This is a genomic window from Bacillus sp. NH11B (assembly GCF_001884205.1).
In the GTDB taxonomy this organism is placed as follows: domain Bacteria; phylum Bacillota; class Bacilli; order Bacillales; family Bacillaceae_G; genus Bacillus_A; species Bacillus_A proteolyticus.
The window spans coordinates 41,451-60,964 of the sequence record NZ_MAOG01000010.1 but is presented as its reverse complement, the minus strand read 5'-3'; the positions used below and the strand labels follow the sequence as shown (position 1 = coordinate 60,964).

Below are 19,514 nucleotides of genomic sequence, written 5' to 3'. Positions count from 1 at the left end.
TTGAATTTATATTAGTATTATATATTGTGAGATTAATAGGTGAGGTGAATCGATGAATAAGAAAGCAGTACTTGTCCTATTTATTTTTGTATTGTTTATTGCTGCGGTTGTGAGCGGTAAATTATATTGGAATAAGAAGATTGCAAATGCAACAGGACAAACAAGTGAAGTAACGAAAACAAAGGCTGAAGCGAAAGATAGTGGAGCGAAGAAGGACGAGAAAAAACAAGATGCAAAGTCATCTTTTAATGAAGCATACGCAAGGAACTTACCGGATGCAGTGAACTTAGCTACCCAAGCAGCTTCTTCATCTGAAAAAGCTGCTTGGGTAGCTAAGTTCACTGCTAATTTAGAGGCTTCTTACGGTAAAGGTTTATGGAATGTGACGGTAAAGGAATATAAGGGTGAAAGTACAGAGGAATTAATTGCGAATAAACGTGATAAAGAGATTGCGAAAGACAATCCAGATGTAATTTTATTTGAGCCACCATTTATTACTGATAACGGAAAAACGGGTAATGGAAATTCTGTTGCAAATACACAGAAGTTTGTTTAAGCACTTTCTACTAGTGCAAAAGGCGCTACAATTATGATTCAACCACCAAACCCAGTGTATGGTGCGAAGAATTATCCAAAGGCAATTGAAGCATTAAAGCAGTTCGCTACGCAAAATGGTTATACATATGTTGACCATTGGACAGCGTGGCCTGATGCAACAACGAAAGCGATTTTACCGTACTTACAAACAGAGTTCGGTTTCCCAAGTGCAAAAGGGCATGAAGTTTGGGCGCAGTATGTAACGGATTATTTTGTAGCTAATTAATGGGTATATAAAAGGTATACGAGCAATCATATACCTTTTATATTAGTAAAGTAATTAAGAAATCGTAGTAAATATGTGGGAGGAAAACAATGAATTCAATCTTAATATGCGGCGGAGCGGGCTATATCGGTTCCCACGCTGTTAAAAAACTAGTGGATGAAGGTTTATCGGTATTAGTAGTAGATAACTTACAAACTGGTCATGAAGATGCAATTACAGAAGGGGCAAAATTTTATAATGGTGACCTTCGTGATAAAGCATTTTTAAGAGATGTTTTTAAACAAGAAAGTATCGAGGCGGTTATGCATTTTGCAGCTGATTCTTTAGTTGGAGTTAGCATGGAGAAGCCTCTTCAATATTATAATAACAATGTGTATGGTGCACTTTGCCTGCTAGAAGTAATGGATGAGTTTAAAGTAGATAAGTTTATTTTCTCTTCTACTGCAGCGACTTATGGTGAAGTAGATGTAGATCTTATTACTGAGGAAACGAAGACAAATCCGACGAATACATATGGAGAGACGAAGTTAGCAATCGAGAAGATGCTTCATTGGTATAGCCAAGCTTCGAATTTACGCTATAAGATTTTTAGATACTTTAATGTGGCTGGTGCAACGCCGAACGGTATTATTGGTGAAGATCACCGTCCTGAGACGCATCTTATTCCTTTAGTTTTACAAGTAGCTTTAGGACAACGTGAGAAGATTATGATATTTGGTGATGATTATAATACACCAGATGGTACTTGTATCCGTGATTATATTCATGTTGAAGATTTAGTAGAGGCTCATTTCTTAGGGCTTAAAGATTTACAGAATGGCGGAGAAAGTGATTTCTACAATTTAGGAAATGGTAATGGCTTCAGCGTAAAAGAAATCGTTGATGCGGTTCGTGAAGTTACAAATCATGAGATTCCAGCAGAGGTAGCGCCACGTCGTGTGGGAGATCCAGCACGTCTAGTTGCTTCTTCACAAAAAGTGAAAGAGAAATTAGGATGGAATCCACAGTATGTAGAGGTTAAAATAATTATTGAACATGCGTGGAATTGGCATCAAAAGAAACCTTTTGGCTATGAGAAGTAGTTTTTCTAAGCTTTAAAAAAGGATAGAATGAGGGACTTCAAGTAGAAGTTCTTTTTTGTTTATATTGAAAATAGAATATAGGTTATCCTCACTAGTGCACTTATGATATATTTAAATTACTAAATTGTAATAAAAAGGAGAAGTAACCATGAATTTCAAAAACGTTATGAAAAAAGGTTCATTAGTCGCTGTACTCAGTCTTAGCTTAACAGCGTTTGCTGCACCAGCTGCACATGCAGATACGAATGGAAAAGAAGCTTCACAAAAGCTAGTAAATTCATTAAAAACTTTAAATCTTGATCACGTGGACTACTTATATTCTTATTTACAAAAAACGAGCTTAACTGATCAAGAGCAAGCTCAAATTAATGCAAATGCAGCTCGAGTGAGTGAAATCCTTTCAGGCGCGAAGGATGTTATGAGTCTACAGAATGAGCAAAAAGTAGAAATGCTTCGTTTATTCCTCGATAGTGCAAAACTTGCACATTTACAAGTTTCACTTGTAGATGAAAGTGGGAAGTCGTTAGATCTTTTAAACTATACAATTAGTAAGGATAATAACTTATTAATTCAATTAAAAGATTTAGATGGAAAACTGCTTGCGACAATTAACCCAACAAGAGAAATGGTACAAGCAGCTAACTTCAAAAGTATGGTAAATGCATTGAAAGTTGCGATGGAAGCGAAGCGTGAGCTAAACGCAACTGGTCACTTTGTTCCAATGACAAATGCTGAACTGCCAAATACAGCATCTAATGAACATACGTATATGTTAATTGGTGGCTTAATCGTACTTCTAGGTGCAGCTGCATTAGTTCCAGCAGTACGATTAGCTCGTAAGACAGAACAAGCGTAATACGTCTTATGGAAAAGAGAAAGAAAGTACGTAAGCGTAAGTCAAAATGGAGATGGGTAATCATCGGGATTCCCGTTTTCATTATTTTGTTAGGCCTTGGAATTATTGCTTTTTTCGGATGGGAATTAACAAAGCAAACAACATTGTTAGCTCATACAGTGATTACACCGTATAAGCCAGCGGAGGCTGAAAAAGAGTTTAAACAAATTTGGTCTAAAATTCCTGATCCAGGAGAGAAGCTTGGTGAATTGAAGTTTCCTTCTCATTCGTATGAAGTTCCTGTTGTAGAAGGAACGCATCCGAAAGAATTAAAATCAGGAGTGGGACATTTTGCTGGAAGTATGTTACCCGGACAAGGTGGAAATGTTGTACTAAGCGGACACCGAAATACGAGTTTTCGTAAGCTGGAAGATTTGAAGAAGGGTGATCAAATCAAATTCGGAACACCGTATGGTGAGTTTGTGTATGAAATAACAGACTTTAAAATTACGGGAGCAAACGATGATACAATTATCGTTCCAACTGATTATGAGACACTGACGTTAACAACATGTTATCCGTTTGAGTATATTGGTGATGCACCAGATCGCTTTATCGTGTATACAAAGCTTGTGTCTAAGCCAGATTTAGAGAAACAATCTTAGTTTGAAGTGGAAAGCCCAATTGCCATTTGTGCAACTGGGCTTTCTTTGTATTGGTAGAAGAAACTCTCCGACTTATTCAGTGCATGGATAAGTCGGAGAGTTTTTTGTATAGATAAGTGGTTATATGAGGGAATATATAAGTTAGATGTTAGATATGAAACATATCAGTATTTGATGGAGGGCGCCAATCCCATGTATAATAGGATTGGAACTTTATTCCTTTGTACGCTTATAAGGCTGATCTAAGAAAGAAGGTTACATGATGAAAAAAATTCTATTATGGATACTTGGTATTATTGTTTTTCTTGTAATTGCCGGAGGCGGTTATGCGTATTATATGTACTCATCTGTTACGGGTACATTGGATAAAATGCATACGCCACTTGAGCGGGATCATTCAACAAAACGATCTACAGATGTGAAGCTTGGTAATAGTCAACCAGTCTCTATCCTATTATTAGGGGCAGATGAGCGTGGCGCAGATAAGGGGCGTTCGGATTCCATTATGTTGTTAACGTTAAATCCGAAAGATAGTTCAATGAAGATGGTTAGTATTCCTCGTGATACATATACGGAGATTGTTGGTAAAGGGAAGAAGGATAAAATCAATCATGCATATGCATTTGGTGGAATCGAAATGTCTGTAAATACAGTTGAGAATTTCTTAGATGTACCGGTTGATTATTATATTGAAGTGAATATGGAAGGCTTCCAAGATATTGTAGACGCAGTTGGCGGAGTGGATGTGAATAATGATTTAGCGTTCACACTTGAAGGACAAACATTTGAAAAAGGGACTATTCATCTAAATGGTGAACAAGCACTGAAATATACGCGTATGCGTAAGGAAGATCCGCGCGGTGACTTTGGTCGTCAAATGCGTCAACGTCAAGTGCTAGAAGCGGTTATTAGTAAAGGTGCAAATATATCATCTATTACAAAACTTGGCACGATGTTAGAGGCTGTTGAGAAAAACGTAAAAACAAATTTAAACCAGGATCAAATGTGGGATCTTCAAAGTAACTATAAAGCTGCGATGAATAAGAAAGAAGAAATCCAAATTCCTGGAGATGGTCGCAAGCAAGATGGCATTTGGTACTATTTTGTTTCAGAGAAAGATCGTAAGGACCTTTCAAATAAGTTAAGAGAGCATTTAGAGTTACCTAAGCAGTAGTGTAAATATAGAAAGTTTTGAGAGGGGATCGTCGACAAAATATGTTCGACAATACCCTCTCTTTTTTTGTCTGATTTTTGCTATACTAAACTGTACTATAATACAGGATGGAAGGAGGAGAATGATGAAAATACTTGTAGTTGATGATGAATCGAGTATTCGTAATTTGATTCGGATGCAGTTAGAGATGGAAGGATATGAAGTATTGACGGCGGCTGATGGGAGAGAAGCTTTAGAGAGGTGGAATGAGCAGCCAGATGTACTTATTTTAGATGTGATGCTTCCTGATACGGATGGGTATGAGTTATTACGGTTATTCCGGGAGAAGGATCGTGATATTCCGGTGCTTATGCTGACGGCGAAGAGTCAGATGAATGATAAGTTACTTGGTCTTCAGCTTGGAGCTGATGATTATGTGACGAAGCCTTTTAATTATGCGGAGCTTATTCTTCGGGTGAAGAATATGAGCAGGCGTGTGAAGAAGGAGGTAGCTGTAAGCCACGAAGTAATTCGTGCAGGTGGGTTAGTGATTTGTCCTAAGGAGAGAAAGGTACATGTCGAGGGGCAGGAGATTCAATTAACGTACCGAGAGTTTAATTTGTGTCAGTTGTTTGTTTCGAATCCGCAGCGTGTATTCATGAGAGATGAGCTATTAGAGAAGGTATGGGGGTTTGAGTATATCGGAAATACGAGAGCGGTTGATATTATGGTACAAAGGCTTCGAAAGAAACTAGGGAAGAGCGGAGAGTATATTAAGACGATTTATGGTGTGGGTTATAAGCTTGATTGCTAAAAGGTGATGATATGTCTTTAAAACGAAATATGGTGTTTGGGATAGTTGGATTGTTGATTCCAATTCTTGTTCTTTTGTATGCGGTTGTTTATATTGCACTGGAGAAGAATGTGTATCATAATGCGGCAGATTCCTTAGAAAAGTTAAGTGTGGAAGCGCAAATTTATACGATGAATTATTTAGAGAAGGAAGCGGAAGTAGAGACGTTAGGTCCCAATTCGCTTTTAATTGCTTCGTATTTAGCGAAGCGAATGGATGTCCGGGTGCAGATGATTGGGAAGAATGGAGATGTTGTTGCAGATACACAAAAAGGGGCATTACTTCATCGGAATATTGATATTGAGAGTTCTCTGAGGGGAAAGAAATCTTATGTTTTTGAGGAGGGAGACCCAGCTCCAATTCTTTTGTTTTCAAGTCCAGTTTATTATGGAAACGATGTCATTGGGAGTATTCGTTTTATAAATGAGTTAACGGATGAGAAGGAAGTTTTAACAAATGTGAGTTGGACGTTTTTGATGACGTCGCTTTGTTTAGTAGCTGCTGGTATTTTCTTTGCGATTCGTTTGGCGAAGTCTCTTCATAAACCAATTGATCAGTTAAGGCAAATGGCGCAGCGGCTTGCGAATGGGGATTATGAAAGTAAGATTGAGCTAAATGAATATGTGGAGATTGCACAGCTTTCAGCATCCTTTAATGCGATGGCTGATGGGATTGAATTGCATATTAAGCAGCTGAAGGAAGAGAAAGAGAAACAGAAAGATTTCTTAGATCGCATTACGCATGAGCTGAAAACACCGCTTACGGCAATTATCGGTTATGTCGATTTAATTCCGAAGTTACAATCGAAGGAGGATGTGCAGGAGAGTCTCCGTTATGTGGCTGTAGAAAGTGAGCGTCTATTATCACTTGTAGAGGAATTACTTAAGTCTTCAAAGTACGGGAAGAGTACGTTTGAAGTGTCACCTACAGTCGTGAATATAAAGGAATTGGCAGAGGAAGCAGTTTCGATTGTGAAACTCAGGTTGCAGCAGTTTGAAATTGAAGTTATGAATGAGTTAATGGAAGTGCACGTCGTTGCGGATTTTGATAAGACGAAGCAAATTTTCTTGAATGTGCTTGATAATGCGATTAAATATAGTGATGCTACGCGAGTTCGTATGAATGTAATTATAAATGAACAGGAAGCAAAGGTTTTTGTTCATGATGATGGTATTGGTATGGATGAAGGTGTGCTTGCAGAGTGGAATGAGTCTCCGGAAGGTAAGGTGCTTCCTTCTAGTTACGGGAATGGCTATGGTTTATACATTTGTCAGGAGATTATGAAGAAGCAAGGCGGGAGTATGCGAATTGAGAGTAGTGAAGAAATGGGAACTACAATATGTATGACATTTTTACTCCCAAGACGGATGGAAGACATAAAAAACTTGAAAGCGGTTAAATGATACATTTATGAAACAATTATGCGGTATTTTCGAAACAACGTTTTTTTATCTTGGAGGTAGGCAGAAATGAAAAGGCTATCATTTCAAATTCTTGTTTTTGTCTTTTGTATGATCGTTTCTCTTATTTTGTTTTATGTTATTGAGAAGCAAATATATAATCGAATCACGATTGTGGATGACAAACAAGCCGTTTTACAAAGAGTGAATGAATCCCTTCCTACTGAAGTGAAAGTAAGGCATGAGAAATGGGGAGAAGTTGTTGTAACAGATGAAGTTCGTTTGCATACGATTGTTTCATTCTTTGACCGAATTCGAATAGAACCGAGAGAAGCGAGGAATCAAGAACAAGTATTTACTGGAGAAGTAACGTACTTGAATGGACATAAACGTACTTTTGCAGTAGGTGACTTGTTCCAGTATGAGGCTAATGTATACGGAAAGAATGGTACGGATCCGATGATCTCAGCATTGCAAACGTATTTGTTAAGTCTGTATTATACACCAGAGCGCATTAGTAATTTCTTTGCGGAGGCAAAGGAAGTTGTAGTGAGGCAAGGGGATGTAATACGTACTATAGATCTTACGCAAATATTTGATTCTATTCGATACGCAAAGCAAATTACAGATTACGGAGAAATTCAGAAATTATTACAATCACAGAATGAGCCGATTGCTTATATTACTGCCTATAAAACAGGCAAGCGTGTAAAGAATGAGCGGGAGGATATTCTAACTATTTCTGTGTATCCATCGTACTTTGTTGTGCAATATCTCGGTGATAATAACGGGAATGTCATGTATATGAAAGGCTCTCTAGCAGAGTTATTCGTAAAGGAGAATGCGTCATGAGAAAGATAGCCTTTTTCTTCTTTTTGCTAGTAATTGGAGGAGCGATGTCTAGTTGCTCTCGAGATACAACCTCTATTAAATATAATAAAAGTGGTCTCCCTATTTTGGATGATCGTCATCTTGTTGCATATGTAGCGGCCCGCGAGGAAGTTGGCGAGGCATTGCTTTCATCATTTTGTAAACCGCGAGGATGTACGTATGAATTTATTCGTCTTTCGACAGAAGAACTTCTTCGAAGAGTGGAAGAGGAATCTGGAAATCCGAAAGCGGATATTATTATTGGCGGTACAGTAGATGCACATCAAATGATGAAGCAAAAAGATCTGTCTATTCCTGTGACGAGCCAGCATGCGAATCGTATTTCAAAAACTGTTAAAGATAAAGATGGTTATTGGTACGGTTACGAAGTAGAGAAATTGGCAATCGCAATTAATAAAGAGCGGTGGAACGAAGAAATAGCACCGCTCGGTCTACCATATCCATCCAGGTGGCAAGATTTATTAAACTCTGCGTACACTGGAAAGATTGTTATGCCAGATCCAAATGTTTCGGGTACTGCATATACGTTTTTTCAATCACTTATTGATACTTTAGGTGAAGAGGAAGCGAAGGCGTATGTGAAGCATCTTGCAGGACAGGTTGGAGAAGTAACAGTGAATGGTTACATACCAGCAGAACTTGTGGCAAGTGGTGAATATATGATAGGCATCAATTTTATGGGAGATCAGAGAATGCTTCAAAAACGAGGCTTTCCTATTTTAAGTAACGAACCTGAGCAAACAGGTTTGTCTGTCAATGCGATTTCAAAACTAAAACGTGCACCGAGTGGTATTATTGCGGATTTATTTATTGATTATTGTTTATCAGAAGAAGCGGGTCACATTTTAGAAAAAGTTTCGTTTGGCGTACCGACGATGTTTGCGAAGAATGAGAAAGAAATAGAAGGACAGCCGGTTAGAAGGACGAACCAAAATATATCAAATAGTGGAATAATCGAGATATGGAATAGACAGCGTCTCTCTAAAAAGTGAGAAAAGGAGACGAGAGTATATGTTTAAATGGCTTAAGCCAGCACCTGCAATTGAGAGATTACCAGCGGATATGATCGCGAAAGTATATACATTACTACGTATTCGTGTGCTAATCGGAATCTCAGTTGGATATGCTGCTTATTATTTAGTGCGCAGTAACTTTACGTTATCAAGTACGTATTTAGTACAAGAATATGGTTTTAGTACAGCTGAAATTGGACTACTAGGTTCAGTAATGGCGATTGTTTATGGATTTAGTAAGTTCTTTATGGGGAATTTATCAGATAAAGCTTTTGCCCAGCGCTTTATCGCAGTCGGATTATTCTTATCAGGGCTTGTAAATATTTGTTTCGGGTTTGCATCTTCTTTTGGAATGATTGTTACATTACTTGTCCTGAACGGTATTGTACAAGGTATGGGAGCACCACCTTGTAGTATCGTTATGACGAAATGGTTCTCAAAGAAAGAACGTGGTACGAAAACAGGCATTTGGAATATTTCACATAACGTTGGCGGAATGCTTGTGCCACCACTTGTCGGAATTGGTGTAGGTATTTTCGGTGAAAGTCATTGGCAAGGCGGCGTGTTTATTTTTCCAGCGATTATCGCAATGGTAATTTCAGTTCTTGTTTGGATTAATGCGAAGGATACACCAGAGTCTGAAGGTCTTCCTCCAATTGATGAGTATCGTAATGACTATGAAAATCTTGAAAAAGCAGATAATGCTAACAAGATGTCACCAAAAGAAATCTTAATGAAATACGTAGTGAAAAATAAATTTGTATGGTTCTTATGTATTGCGAATGCATTTGTTTATTTAATTCGTTTCGGTGTTATTAACTGGGTTCCACTTTATTTAACGACAGTTAAAGGTTTTTCAAAAAATGAAGCACATGCAGCATACGCAATCTTTGAAGGTATGGCAATTCCAAGTTCATTAATTGTTGGTCTTTTAAGTGATAAATTATTTAAAGGGAAACGTATGCCATTGTGTATTATTAGTATGGTTGGAGTTGTTATTGGTACGTTTGTATATTGGCAAGCAACTAGCGTACTTGTTGTAAGTATTGCAGTTTCTATTATCGGTTGTTTAATTTACGTACCACAGTTTTTAATCGGTTTAAGTGCGATGGAATTAGTACCGAAATTTGCAGTAGGTACGACAGTCGGTATGTGTGGTCTGTTCGGTTATGTAGGCGGAAGTCTTGTAGCAAACGCAGCAATTGGTGTTATTGTTGATCGTTCTGGCTGGGATGGTTGCTTTATCTTACTATTAACAGGTGCAATTTTATCAACAGTCTTCTTGTTCATCGTTCAACGTGGGCATGAGAGAAAAGATCCTAAAGCGGCGTAATATTTTATATAGAAAAGCTATCCAATTATCATTTTGGATGGCTTTTTCTATATAATATAATCTTTCCTTAAAACTATCTTAAAAGATAGGATGTCATATTTCTAATCATTGGAATTTTTGTTACAATATAAATGAATGTGTAAAACTTTGTAAAAAGAATGTAATAATATGTAATTTGTTTTCAGAAAGTTTTATACAATTTGAGTGTTTATTAAACTATTAATTTATAAAGGGAGAGAGAATATGGTACCAAATACGGTTCGTACTCCAAACAAGAAGAAGAAATGGATCATTATGGGTGTTATCGCACTAATTGTTATTGTGGCAGCAGTTAATATTTTTATTATGCAAGGCAAGAAGAAGGGTGCATCAACAACGGCTGATGCTGTAAGTTTTGAGAAAGTAACAGAGCGTAAGCTGAATAATACGAAGTTAATTTCTGGTCAGGTGAAGCCGGGTAATATTGAAAGTTTCTATGCGGATCCGACCAAAGGAAAAGTGAAAGATATTGCGGTAAAAGAAGGGCAAGAGGTAGAGAAAGGTACGAAGTTATTCTCTTATGATAATGAAGAGATTAATTTGCAAATGAAGCAAGCTGAGCTTGATCAAAAGATGGCAGATATGCGTTACGATCAAGGGAAGAAGAAGATTGATTCGTTGAAGAAAGAAATTAAGAAGGTGAAAGATAGCGGAGCTGGGAAAGAAGTAACAGATCCGATGGAAGAGCAAGTAAGTGAGTTAGAGATGACGCAGAAAACAACTGATCTTGAGAAAGAAAAAGGGAAGTTGCAAAAAGAAGAGTTAAGTAAAAAGCAGAAAGAACTTACGATTTATAGTAACTTTACGGGTGTTGTTCAAAAGTTAGATAAAGATGCAGCACAAAGTTCATCACAAGCATTAGGTGGTCAAGGAAAAGCATTCTTACAAGTAGCTTCTAAAGATCCGTTCCAAGTTCAAGGGACTTTAACAGAGCTTCAGAAGTCACAAATTCAAAAAGATCAAACATTCACTGTAACTGCGAAAGCAAATAATAAGAAGAAGTGGAAAGGTAAGATTACAGAGGTAAGTGAATTCCCAACGAGTGCAGAGATGGCTCAAGCTGGTGGTGTAGGCGAAGCGACTCAAAATATGTCTCAATATACATATAAGGCAAGCCTGGATAGCCAAGATGGTTTATCTCCAGGGTACCATGTTTCATTGCAAGTAAATTTAGAGAATAAGACGATGATTGCTGTCCCAAGTAAGAGCATTGTAGAAAAAGGCGATGATGCATTTGTTTATGTTGAGGATAAAGGAAAGCTTCGTAAACAAAATGTGAAAAAAGGTTCTACTGATGGAGATTGGACAGAGATTACTGAAGGCGCAAAAGTGGGGCAAAAGGTGGTTAAAAATCCTTCCGACGACGTGTATGACGGAATGGAAGTGAAAGAGAAATGATTACGTTAAATAATATTGCTAAAACGTATTATCAAGGGAAATTGGCAGTGCCGATTTTGCACGGTATTAGTTTAACGATTCAGAGCGGTGAATTTGTTTCGATTATGGGGCCGTCTGGTTCTGGTAAATCAACGCTTATGAATATTATCGGTTGTTTAGATCGTCCAACAGAAGGTGAATATATGCTGAATGATGTGAATATCTTAACAGCAGACGAGTCAAAGCTTGCTTTAATTCGTAATGAATATATCGGTTTTGTGTTCCAGCATTTTAATTTGCTGCCGCGTCTTTCAGCAGTAGAAAATGTTGAACTTCCGCTCGTATACGGTGGCGTGAAGAAAGCAGAGCGACGTCAAAGAGCTCTGGAAGCACTTAGTAAAGTTGGTTTGTCCGACAGAGTTCATCATTTGCCGAATGAGTTATCAGGTGGACAGAAGCAGCGTGTCGCTATTGCGAGGTCGATTGCGAATAATCCAACGTTCATTATGGCCGATGAGCCGACAGGTGCGCTTGATACGAAGTCTGGTGAGCAAGTTATGGATATTTTCACGAAGCTCAATGCAGAAGGTACGACGATTGTTATGGTTACGCATGAAGAAGAGGTTGCAGCTTATTCATCCCGCCGTATTGTACTGCGAGATGGGAAAATTACAGAAGATAGAAGGTGTGCGGTATGAGTTTACTAGATAGTATGAAAATCGCCTTATCTTCTATTCTAGCTCATAAACTGCGTTCTGCCCTTACGATGCTCGGTATTATTATCGGTGTAGGTTCTATTATTACTGTCGTTGCGATTGGGCAAGGCGGGGAAGCGATGCTGAAGTCGAAATTCGCAGGTTCTGGCGGTAATAACCTTATGCCAATTCAATTTAAACCAGATATTAATGATGAGTTTGCTATGGGTGGATTTGAAATACCAAAGTTAACTGAAGAGGATATTTTGGAAGTAAAACAAGTGAAAGATGTTTCACACGTTATTACGACAAACCAGAATTCAGAGGTGCTTGATGTAAATGATAAAAAAGCAAATCTGAATGTTATTGGTCTTGATAATGAATATTTTGCAGTTAATAAAGTAAAGGTCGTAAAGGGACGTACTTTAAATGAATCAGATATTTCTCATGCAAATAACGTTGTGATGATTAGTACAAAAACAGAAGAGACGTTATTTAAGGACGTAAACCCAGTTGGACAAATTATTGAGATGAAGGGGCAGCCAATGCAAATTATTGGTGTGTATAGATCCGATAATGAGTTTATGGGCTTTGAAATGGAAGAAGCGTTAATCCCCCTTACGTTATGGCCTGTTTTATACGGAACCGATGATATTCAAAATATCGCAATTCAAGCTAAAAATGTAGACGATTTAGAGGTAGCTGGGAAAAAAGCTATCGATGTATTAAATAGTCGTAAGCCAAGTGAAATTCCAGGTAAATATGAACTGGTGAATTTAAAAGAATTCCAAGAAAATGTTTCTAAAGTAACTGGTATCATGACGATGATCATCGGCGGTATCGCTGGTATTTCATTAGTCGTTGGTGGTATCGGTGTTATGAACATCATGCTCGTATCTGTAACGGAGCGTACGCGCGAAATTGGAATACGTAAAGCACTTGGGGCAACGCGTAGTAAAATTTTATTACAGTTTTTAATTGAAGCCGTTATGTTAACGCTTCTAGGTGGTTTAATCGGAATTGGTCTTGGATATGGTGGGGCATATATCGTTTCTACATTCGCAAAATGGCCACCGCTCGTTTCATGGGAAGTTGTCGTTGGAGGCGTACTGTTCTCTATGACACTAGGTATTATTTTCGGATTAATTCCAGCAAACAAAGCTGCGAAGTTAGATCCGATTGAAGCACTGCGTTATGAATAAGTTGTAGTAGAGAGGGGACTCTCTACTACACATTACCGTTCTAGTGGGCGGTTCGTAGCCTCTAAATGAGGATGTGAACCGCCCGTTAGAACGGGATATATAAATAGAAGGAGGCGTTATAATGGAAATGAATATTAATACGCAAGATGAAGGTGCGAAGAAGCCGTCATTATTTGGAATGGTTACTTCTCCAGGCTTACAGTTTGAGAGAATGAAGACGAAAAGCCCAGTCTGGGGAGGATTTTTCTTATTTCTTTTAATGGGGACAATCTTATCAGCAGCGGTAGCTTATTTAGGGTTACTTAATAATCCGGAGCTAGCGAAGCTGGTTAAGGATGATACGACGGGGATAATGAAGTGGACTACACTTGGATTTGGATCTATTGGAGGTCTAGTTGGAACAGCTGTTGGTCTTTTTGTGGTAGCAGGATTTTATAAAGTTATTATGATGTTTATGAGCAATGATACTCCGTATATGAAGATACTATCTATTTATATATATGCCAATGTGGTCTTTTATGTTGGTAGTCTTCTCAATGTAGCTTTAGGATATATTCTTGGTGGGAATGGCGCTGATAAATATACAAGTTTAGGGCCTTTATTTGAACAAGGAACAATTGCATATGGCATTGGTTCTGCATTTGAAGTCTTTAACATTTGGAGCTTAATTTTAACTGGCTTAGGCTTGCATATCGTTGCTGGTTTAAGTAAAAAACAAGCAATAATTTTAATTTCTATATTCTTTATCCTTACAATTGGGTTTAGTATGTTAGGCGGTATGTTCTCTGATTTTGGCGCATAACATATTATTTTGAAAAGGTGGCTCTTCCTAGAGTCACCTTTTTTGTTTTTACCCCTATTTCAAGTTAACCCTATTCAAATTTCAATATAAAATGATTTGGATTATTAATGATGCATTTAACCTAACGGCTTTTTCTACGACTGTAAACCCTTATACTTACAAGCTCGTCGACATTCTATCCATATTTTTATGTTAGATGGATACACATATTAGTTTGATTGATCAAAAGAAATTTAAGAATATTTTTGAAATTATTGGTATCAGCTTTGACTAACAAAGCGTAAGTTCTGACTAAGTTGATACCAGCCTTATCTAACAAAGCGTAAGTTCTGACTAAGTTGATATCAGCTTTGACTAACAAAGTGTAAGTTCTGACTAAGTTGATATCAGCCTTATCTAACAAAGCGTAAGTTCTGACTAAGTTGATATCAGCTTTGACTAACAAAGCATTAGTACTGACTAAGGTAATATCAGTTTTATCTAACAAAGTGTCATTTTTAAAAAGATGGAGGAATTTATTACACCATAAGAGCTGTGTTTTTGTTCACTGATTATCATGAAAAAGTTTTTTGTTTATAAAATAGGTGGACTATTGTCTCGTTATTTTTGAGGTATTTTATGGACATGTATAAGTTCATTTTTTTAAAAACGGCTATAAATCAACTTCTTTTATGCAAAAATGATAGAGTCTCGTAAAAAGTGTGTCAAAAAAGTACACACTTTTTACGAGACTTTTGTCTACTTGTCTGTGCTACCTTAAAACAGTTTCGGTAGATATGGTGACCTCTATGAGGTTAGTTTGCAGTGTTCTCTTTTATATGGAAAAGCGTAATAAACGTTGATACATCAATATTTTTGTTGCTTTTTGTATATTGATGGCGTGAAAATAAAAGTAACTTAATACGAACGGAAAATAAAAAAGGGTGTTATCTATACCTAGAAGTCTTGTAAACGTATAGGGCATTTGGGTATACCTTTTAAAAACGGGTATTGTGTGAAGCCAGAGGCTTTTGTAGATACGGTTGTTTTGTAAGAAGGTATGATTGCAAATCAAATAAAGAGGTTAAATATTTATCAAGATTATGAAGAGTATTATCACTGTGGTTTAATTGGTCTTTGGTATGCAAAGGGAGTTTTCCTGCTTATGCTGTCGTAACGGTGCGTGGTTATATATTGGAAAGGTTGAAGAAAGAACGTGTAGTACAAGAGAGGCACATTATTTCAGAACGATTTTTTGCAGGTAAAAAGATGGGAGAGATAGCCATTGAAATGGGGATGACGTACTATCAAACGAGATGGTTATATCGACAAGCGCTTGAGAAAATGCGAGATAGTGTAAGGGGATAAGAATAATAAATAGAATGGAAGGCAAGGAAAATATTGCTTTCCATTCTATTAATTTTAAGGCAGTAAATGTAGCATGAGTTTTTTTTAGTGTAGTGAATCTTGCATGTTCATCCGTGATAATACATATCCAGCTTTCAATACTTGCTGTCTTAACTTATGGGAACTTATTCGTATTGTTACGGTAGTTCGGTTTAAAAAATGAATTTTAGCTTTTTTAGTTTTTTTAGTTTTTTTGAAAAACTCTATATCATTTATATGGTTATAGAACAACCAAATACAGTTTGGAGACGAAGGAGATTCTGTTGGGAAAGTAAAAATATATTCCCTATGATTAATTGGAATCGGAACATTCTGTTTGAAATTAAATTTTGCTTGGACTGCAGCACGTCTACCTTGATAAGTAGAATGAACACTTGTTAGACAAGATTCCTTTATGAGTTGGAGAGCTGTTTGGCATGAGTACAGGTGGTTTTCTCACTACTGTCGATAATTTTTGTACGTTAATAAGGGCGTTTGTATGGCTCAAGCATCTTTGTAGAACTAGAAATAAAAATATTACTTTCATTATCCATAATTCTAAATCCTCCCTTATAAAAAGTTTCCTATTCCGGATATAATTATATATAAATTATGTAAATTCAATATTAATCTTCTGTTGCGTATTGTAAATTTTTGTTGTTCGTTTACAATCAATAGATGATAGTCTTTCTAATTTGCATCGCTTGTACATATATATGAAAATAGAAAAGAGTAGGCGGTGATATAGCATGAAGAAAAAGTATATTATTATGGCTCTAGCTGTTGTTCTCTTAGTTTATTTAGCAAACAGTAATCCGAGTAAGGGAGAATATACGGATTGGGCAGCAAAACAATTTATGAAGCGTAATGATGTGAGTAAGAAGCTAGAAGAGGTTGAGAAAGAAAACAAAGAGGGTCTCCTTGGCGACTTAGCATCGGCGGGGAAAAAATTGGCAAATAAGTATGTTGAACCACAAGTTGGATTATTAATCGACCATTATACAAAGCGAAATGATTATATGTTCTTCTCAACATATACGACAGAGTTTGATTTAGGCGGAGAGAATTATAAGTATGTTTGTGTTGGTTTTTCAAACATCTTTATTCCAATTGAAATGCCGAAGAAAAAAGACGAATCTGCAAAATAATGCAGATTCATTTTTTTGATTTACGGAGTAATTTGAACTTCAGATACAGTTTTTTCGGTTCTGGTGCAAACACTCCAAAACGCTTGTAAATAACCTCTTAAACTTGCAAATACTGATACTAGTACTCTAAAAAAGAATGTGATTGGTATGGAAGAGCAAAATCTATTCAAGTGGAAACATTATCAACCGGATATTATTGTATTAACCGTGAGATGGTACCTACGGTACAACCTCAGTTTTCGTGATTTAGTCGAAATGATGGAAGAACGCGGGCTATCCCTTCCTCAAAACAATTTGACCTCTCGTCAAACGAAACTACCCTTTCGCTAGACTAAGCTAATGCTTTATGAGAATGAACGGATACTTCGCTAAACTGAGCTGATTTTCGTTAGACTGTGGACAAAAATTAAAACCTTATGATAAAACAAAACTATAACTACATTGAATTGAGAAAAAAACTAAATTTATGGTATAATAAGTCCGTCAAAAAAATAAAAAAATCCTCTCGGTGTTGGTCGCACCAAAAGGATTGAATAAATCTAATCTACATATAATTTAGATAATTAAATTAAAAGTTATTATTTAAAGTCAAGTTCTTGAGAGGAACTTGTCTTTTTTATTTTTATCAAATTTATACTCAGACACAACACTCACATCGAAAAACAAGGAGGTGAATTGCATGAACGATAGCAAAGAATTTTGTCCTCATTGCAACGCTAATTTGCAAGGCGATTCAATTCCTAAAGAATCACAAAAATCCTATAACGCAACTCATTTCACAAGGAAAATAGGAATCACACACATTGCACTCGATAGAATCATGCAATGGCAATGCCCTGACTGTCTCAAAAAGTGGGAGGTTTAATTCTTCCTCTCTTTTTCATAATAAGGTTTTACCACTTGCTCTATATAGGTTTCTACAGTTTCAAAACTAGCAATAAGTTGCCTTTCCTCTTTTAGCCTTTCGTATATCTTCTGTGGTGATTGTCCACGGTCATAACGACTCCATATGGCCCTTATAATAACTGGAGGTAAGGCTTCATAATTTCTAATACTTTTCAGTTTTTTAGTCCAATTACTATTTCTCTTATGAACCATTATTCATTGCCTTGTTGTTTGTTTCGTTGGTCTATAACACTTGCTATAGCTTCTGCTGCAAGACTCGCTGAAGCTTTATTTTCTTCTTTCGAAATACGCCAATCACCTGTTTCCTTCCCCACTTTTACATATTTTCTAATGGCTTCATAACTGATATCTATACCCGATAATACAAGCCCTTCATGAATATCTTTTAATTTATAACCTTGTTCCCACGCTTCTTTAATTGTTTCTTTAACTGGTGTAGTTAGAACTCTTTCTTTTATCATTCCTTTTTGTTGGTTTTTACGGAATTTGTAATATTGCTCTAATAATCGTTTGTGTTGAGCCTCTATTTTTTTATATTCTTCTTCCAACTTCTTTTGATTTTTTTCTAACTTCTCAATCCGATCCGTTTTCTCTTTAATAATATTTTTTTGTTGTTCAATGTTTTTTTCAGCTACCATTTTTTCTAACATTGTTTGGTCTAATGTTCTTATCATCCTGTCCATTTTATATTTTGACCAAATGATGTTTTGACTCCCAACCGAACCGAAAATTTTAAATCCGAACCTGGCGTTTTTCTTAACTGAAGTTTCATCAGTTCCAACCAACTTATCGATTAGTTGTTTAGATTTGATTTCTAGATCTTTTTTCATTTCCATTCACCACTTTATATTTTTATAGTTAATTTCATAATACAACTTTAATTTGTATTGCGTCTATACTTAACTAACAAATCCGGTGGTTCTTGGCTATCGAAATCGGATAAGCTACATTGACGAGGGAATAGGGAAAACCCCAATGATTAAAGTTTCACTTTATAGATTAGAAAGATCAAGTGCTTACAAGTTGTACAGCATGAAGTGGTGATCATTGTAATGAAGCAAGAGCACGTGCTACAGCATGTACTTTCCCTAAATCTGCATTTGTTTTAACATGTTTGAATTGCTTGTTCTTAAAAACTGTTTTTCCGTTCTTGTCTAATCCACCGTTTAATACGAGACGTAAAGTTAAGTCCATAACGATCGTTTCAACTGCCATGTTTATCACCCACTTTCGCTTTATAAATAGGGAGTAAATGTCATGTTTTGGCGTGAAATTTTTTCTTTTTTTTGGTACTCTTAATAGAGCAAGAGAGGGGCTTACGGAAGAATGAATCGTAAATGGTTATTTTGGATTCCTGTATTAGTATGGATGGGGATTATTTTCTATTCCTCAGCACAGCCATATAAAAAACAGGATATGCGCTCGGATATTGAGCAATCCGCAAATGTTGAGTTTGTGAAAGAGCATTTTTCAGGGGTATCTATCGATTATGGCGGAGGTACACCTGTTAGTATCGCAAATAAAGGTGTAGGTGGTTTTATCGAGTTTTTCCTTCGTAAAGGTGCTCATTTTACGGTGTTCTTTATACTCGGCTCATTGACGTATTATGCTTTTTATAAATCTGGTTACTCGAGAAAAAGGTGCTTTATATATGCACTTCTTTTCGTTGCGGGATATGCAATATTTGATGAAATTCATCAAGGGTTAACAGGAGGCCGTACACCGATGTGGCAGGATTCATTGCTTGATACGTGCGGCGGGTTAACAGGAATTATAATAAGTAATTGGTTTTGGCATAGAAAAAGGAGCTAATCTCATTTAGAGATTGCTCCTTTTTTGTTTATCCCGCTATTTGTGGGAGCCTTGCTGCCCGTAAAAAAACAGATTGGTGAGGGCTAATAATCAGTGGGGGATGGAACCCCCCACTGATTA

At 36.8% G+C, this 19,514-nt stretch carries 19 protein-coding genes and 4 pseudogenes; 19 read left to right on the top strand and 4 right to left on the bottom strand.

All coding sequences use genetic code 11. From position 1 onward, the window contains the following. Positions 1-52 precede the first annotated feature (52 nt). From BAU27_RS00575 to BAU27_RS00505, 15 genes and pseudogenes are all read left to right on the top strand, one after another. Positions 53-823, top strand: a pseudogene (locus BAU27_RS00575) (SGNH/GDSL hydrolase family protein). 89 nt (positions 824-912) lie between these two features. Next, positions 913-1,905 carry a UDP-glucose 4-epimerase GalE gene (gene galE, locus BAU27_RS00570; RefSeq protein ID WP_071769846.1) on the top strand — a complete coding sequence of 331 codons (993 nt, stop codon included), beginning with the start codon at positions 913-915 and terminating at the stop codon, positions 1,903-1,905. A 148-nt stretch (positions 1,906-2,053) separates the two neighbouring features. Continuing rightward, the gene (locus tag BAU27_RS00565; protein WP_071769845.1) at positions 2,054-2,761 is read left to right on the top strand and encodes an LPXTG cell wall anchor domain-containing protein; all 708 of its coding nucleotides are present in this window, start codon (positions 2,054-2,056) and stop codon (positions 2,759-2,761) included. An 8-nt stretch (positions 2,762-2,769) separates the two neighbouring features. After that, positions 2,770-3,405, top strand: a complete 636-nt coding sequence (locus tag BAU27_RS00560; protein WP_071769844.1) for a class D sortase — start codon at positions 2,770-2,772, stop codon at positions 3,403-3,405. Positions 3,406-3,664: 259 nt separating this feature from the next. Next, entirely contained in the window at positions 3,665-4,579 is a 915-nt protein-coding gene (gene tagU / locus BAU27_RS00555; RefSeq protein WP_033658499.1) for a polyisoprenyl-teichoic acid--peptidoglycan teichoic acid transferase TagU, read from the top strand. Positions 4,580-4,703: 124 nt separating this feature from the next. Beyond that, positions 4,704-5,372: a response regulator transcription factor gene (locus BAU27_RS00550; protein WP_000699582.1), complete on the top strand. Its 669-nt coding sequence runs from the start codon at positions 4,704-4,706 to the stop codon at positions 5,370-5,372. Positions 5,373-5,383: 11 nt separating this feature from the next. After that, positions 5,384-6,814: a sensor histidine kinase gene (locus BAU27_RS00545; protein ID WP_071769843.1), complete on the top strand. Its 1,431-nt coding sequence runs from the start codon at positions 5,384-5,386 to the stop codon at positions 6,812-6,814. Between the two features lie 66 nt (positions 6,815-6,880). After that, entirely contained in the window at positions 6,881-7,663 is a 783-nt protein-coding gene (locus BAU27_RS00540; protein ID WP_071769842.1) for a DUF3919 family protein, read from the top strand. Next, entirely contained in the window at positions 7,660-8,694 is a 1,035-nt protein-coding gene (locus tag BAU27_RS00535; protein WP_071769841.1) for an ABC transporter substrate-binding protein, read from the top strand. The genes BAU27_RS00540 and BAU27_RS00535 overlap by 4 nt, the downstream gene beginning before the upstream one ends. Before the next feature lie 19 nt (positions 8,695-8,713). Continuing rightward, a complete protein-coding gene (gene pgtP / locus BAU27_RS00530) occupies positions 8,714-10,048 on the top strand; it encodes an MFS transporter (RefSeq protein ID WP_000477572.1) in 1,335 nt (444 codons plus the stop codon). A gap of 243 nt (positions 10,049-10,291) precedes the next feature. Then, positions 10,292-11,485 (top strand): efflux RND transporter periplasmic adaptor subunit, encoded by a 1,194-nt coding sequence (locus BAU27_RS00525; protein WP_071769840.1) that lies wholly within the window; start codon positions 10,292-10,294, stop codon positions 11,483-11,485. Continuing rightward, entirely contained in the window at positions 11,482-12,162 is a 681-nt protein-coding gene (locus BAU27_RS00520) for an ABC transporter ATP-binding protein (RefSeq protein WP_071734692.1), read from the top strand. Before BAU27_RS00525 ends, BAU27_RS00520 begins: the two co-directional genes overlap by 4 nt. Next, complete coding sequence (locus BAU27_RS00515) at positions 12,159-13,361, top strand: ABC transporter permease (protein WP_000054401.1); 1,203 nt, start codon at positions 12,159-12,161, stop codon at positions 13,359-13,361. Before BAU27_RS00520 ends, BAU27_RS00515 begins: the two co-directional genes overlap by 4 nt. 121 nt (positions 13,362-13,482) lie before the next feature. Beyond that, positions 13,483-14,163 (top strand): YknW family membrane protein, encoded by a 681-nt coding sequence (gene yknW / locus BAU27_RS00510; protein WP_071769839.1) that lies wholly within the window; start codon positions 13,483-13,485, stop codon positions 14,161-14,163. 1,039 nt (positions 14,164-15,202) lie between these two features. Next, positions 15,203-15,510: pseudogene (locus tag BAU27_RS00505) on the top strand (sigma-70 family RNA polymerase sigma factor). An 84-nt stretch (positions 15,511-15,594) separates the two neighbouring features. Here BAU27_RS00505 and BAU27_RS00500 read toward each other — a convergent pair. Then, positions 15,595-16,082 (bottom strand): annotated as a pseudogene (locus BAU27_RS00500) (competence protein ComK). Positions 16,083-16,277: 195 nt separating this feature from the next. Between BAU27_RS00500 and BAU27_RS00495 the strand changes: the two are divergent. The 3 genes and pseudogenes from BAU27_RS00495 (at position 16,278) to BAU27_RS00485 (ending at position 17,541) form a co-directional block, all read left to right on the top strand. After that, positions 16,278-16,676, top strand: a complete 399-nt coding sequence (locus BAU27_RS00495; protein ID WP_070170703.1) for a DUF4359 domain-containing protein — start codon at positions 16,278-16,280, stop codon at positions 16,674-16,676. A gap of 147 nt (positions 16,677-16,823) precedes the next feature. Then, a pseudogene (locus tag BAU27_RS00490) lies at positions 16,824-16,973 on the top strand (IS6 family transposase); the annotation flags it as partial. A 382-nt stretch (positions 16,974-17,355) separates the two neighbouring features. Then, positions 17,356-17,541: a hypothetical protein gene (locus BAU27_RS00485; protein ID WP_071769838.1), complete on the top strand. Its 186-nt coding sequence runs from the start codon at positions 17,356-17,358 to the stop codon at positions 17,539-17,541. On the opposite strand, the gene BAU27_RS32175 is transcribed toward BAU27_RS00485, so the two are convergent. From BAU27_RS32175 to BAU27_RS00475, 3 genes are all read right to left on the bottom strand, one after another. Then, positions 17,538-17,774 (bottom strand): hypothetical protein, encoded by a 237-nt coding sequence (locus tag BAU27_RS32175; RefSeq protein ID WP_175546512.1) that lies wholly within the window; start codon positions 17,772-17,774, stop codon positions 17,538-17,540. The two genes, BAU27_RS00485 and BAU27_RS32175, sit on opposite strands and share 4 nt — an antisense overlap. Next, the gene (locus BAU27_RS00480; protein WP_098322725.1) at positions 17,774-18,412 is read right to left on the bottom strand and encodes a hypothetical protein; all 639 of its coding nucleotides are present in this window, start codon (positions 18,410-18,412) and stop codon (positions 17,774-17,776) included. Before BAU27_RS00480 ends, BAU27_RS32175 begins: the two co-directional genes overlap by 1 nt. Before the next feature lie 214 nt (positions 18,413-18,626). After that, positions 18,627-18,797 (bottom strand): DUF1659 domain-containing protein, encoded by a 171-nt coding sequence (locus BAU27_RS00475; RefSeq protein WP_071769836.1) that lies wholly within the window; start codon positions 18,795-18,797, stop codon positions 18,627-18,629. Between the two features lie 111 nt (positions 18,798-18,908). Here BAU27_RS00475 and BAU27_RS00470 point away from each other — a divergent pair, with 111 nt between their 5' ends. Continuing rightward, positions 18,909-19,394 (top strand): VanZ family protein, encoded by a 486-nt coding sequence (locus tag BAU27_RS00470; RefSeq protein ID WP_001080721.1) that lies wholly within the window; start codon positions 18,909-18,911, stop codon positions 19,392-19,394. Positions 19,395-19,514 lie beyond the last annotated feature (120 nt).

Bases quoted from the DNA above. Each gene is read 5' to 3' on its own strand.
- BAU27_RS00515 (WP_000054401.1), top strand. From the start codon at position 12,159: ATGAGTTTACTAGATAGTATGAAAATCGCCTTATCTTCTATTCTAGCT.
- BAU27_RS00540 (WP_071769842.1), top strand. From the start codon at position 6,881: ATGAAAAGGCTATCATTTCAAATTCTTGTTTTTGTCTTTTGTATGATC.
- BAU27_RS00550 (WP_000699582.1), top strand. From the start codon at position 4,704: ATGAAAATACTTGTAGTTGATGATGAATCGAGTATTCGTAATTTGATT.
- BAU27_RS00525 (WP_071769840.1), top strand. From the start codon at position 10,292: ATGGTACCAAATACGGTTCGTACTCCAAACAAGAAGAAGAAATGGATC.
- tagU (WP_033658499.1), top strand. From the start codon at position 3,665: ATGATGAAAAAAATTCTATTATGGATACTTGGTATTATTGTTTTTCTT.
- BAU27_RS00475 (WP_071769836.1), bottom strand. From the start codon at position 18,797: ATGGCAGTTGAAACGATCGTTATGGACTTAACTTTACGTCTCGTATTA.
- BAU27_RS00545 (WP_071769843.1), top strand. From the start codon at position 5,384: ATGTCTTTAAAACGAAATATGGTGTTTGGGATAGTTGGATTGTTGATT.
- BAU27_RS00520 (WP_071734692.1), top strand. From the start codon at position 11,482: ATGATTACGTTAAATAATATTGCTAAAACGTATTATCAAGGGAAATTG.
- BAU27_RS00485 (WP_071769838.1), top strand. From the start codon at position 17,356: ATGAACGATAGCAAAGAATTTTGTCCTCATTGCAACGCTAATTTGCAA.
- yknW (WP_071769839.1), top strand. From the start codon at position 13,483: ATGGAAATGAATATTAATACGCAAGATGAAGGTGCGAAGAAGCCGTCA.
- BAU27_RS00495 (WP_070170703.1), top strand. From the start codon at position 16,278: ATGAAGAAAAAGTATATTATTATGGCTCTAGCTGTTGTTCTCTTAGTT.
- BAU27_RS00480 (WP_098322725.1), bottom strand. From the start codon at position 18,412: ATGAAAAAAGATCTAGAAATCAAATCTAAACAACTAATCGATAAGTTG.
- galE (WP_071769846.1), top strand. From the start codon at position 913: ATGAATTCAATCTTAATATGCGGCGGAGCGGGCTATATCGGTTCCCAC.
- BAU27_RS32175 (WP_175546512.1), bottom strand. From the start codon at position 17,774: ATGGTTCATAAGAGAAATAGTAATTGGACTAAAAAACTGAAAAGTATT.
- pgtP (WP_000477572.1), top strand. From the start codon at position 8,714: ATGTTTAAATGGCTTAAGCCAGCACCTGCAATTGAGAGATTACCAGCG.
- BAU27_RS00565 (WP_071769845.1), top strand. From the start codon at position 2,054: ATGAATTTCAAAAACGTTATGAAAAAAGGTTCATTAGTCGCTGTACTC.
- BAU27_RS00470 (WP_001080721.1), top strand. From the start codon at position 18,909: ATGAATCGTAAATGGTTATTTTGGATTCCTGTATTAGTATGGATGGGG.
- BAU27_RS00560 (WP_071769844.1), top strand. From the start codon at position 2,770: ATGGAAAAGAGAAAGAAAGTACGTAAGCGTAAGTCAAAATGGAGATGG.
- BAU27_RS00535 (WP_071769841.1), top strand. From the start codon at position 7,660: ATGAGAAAGATAGCCTTTTTCTTCTTTTTGCTAGTAATTGGAGGAGCG.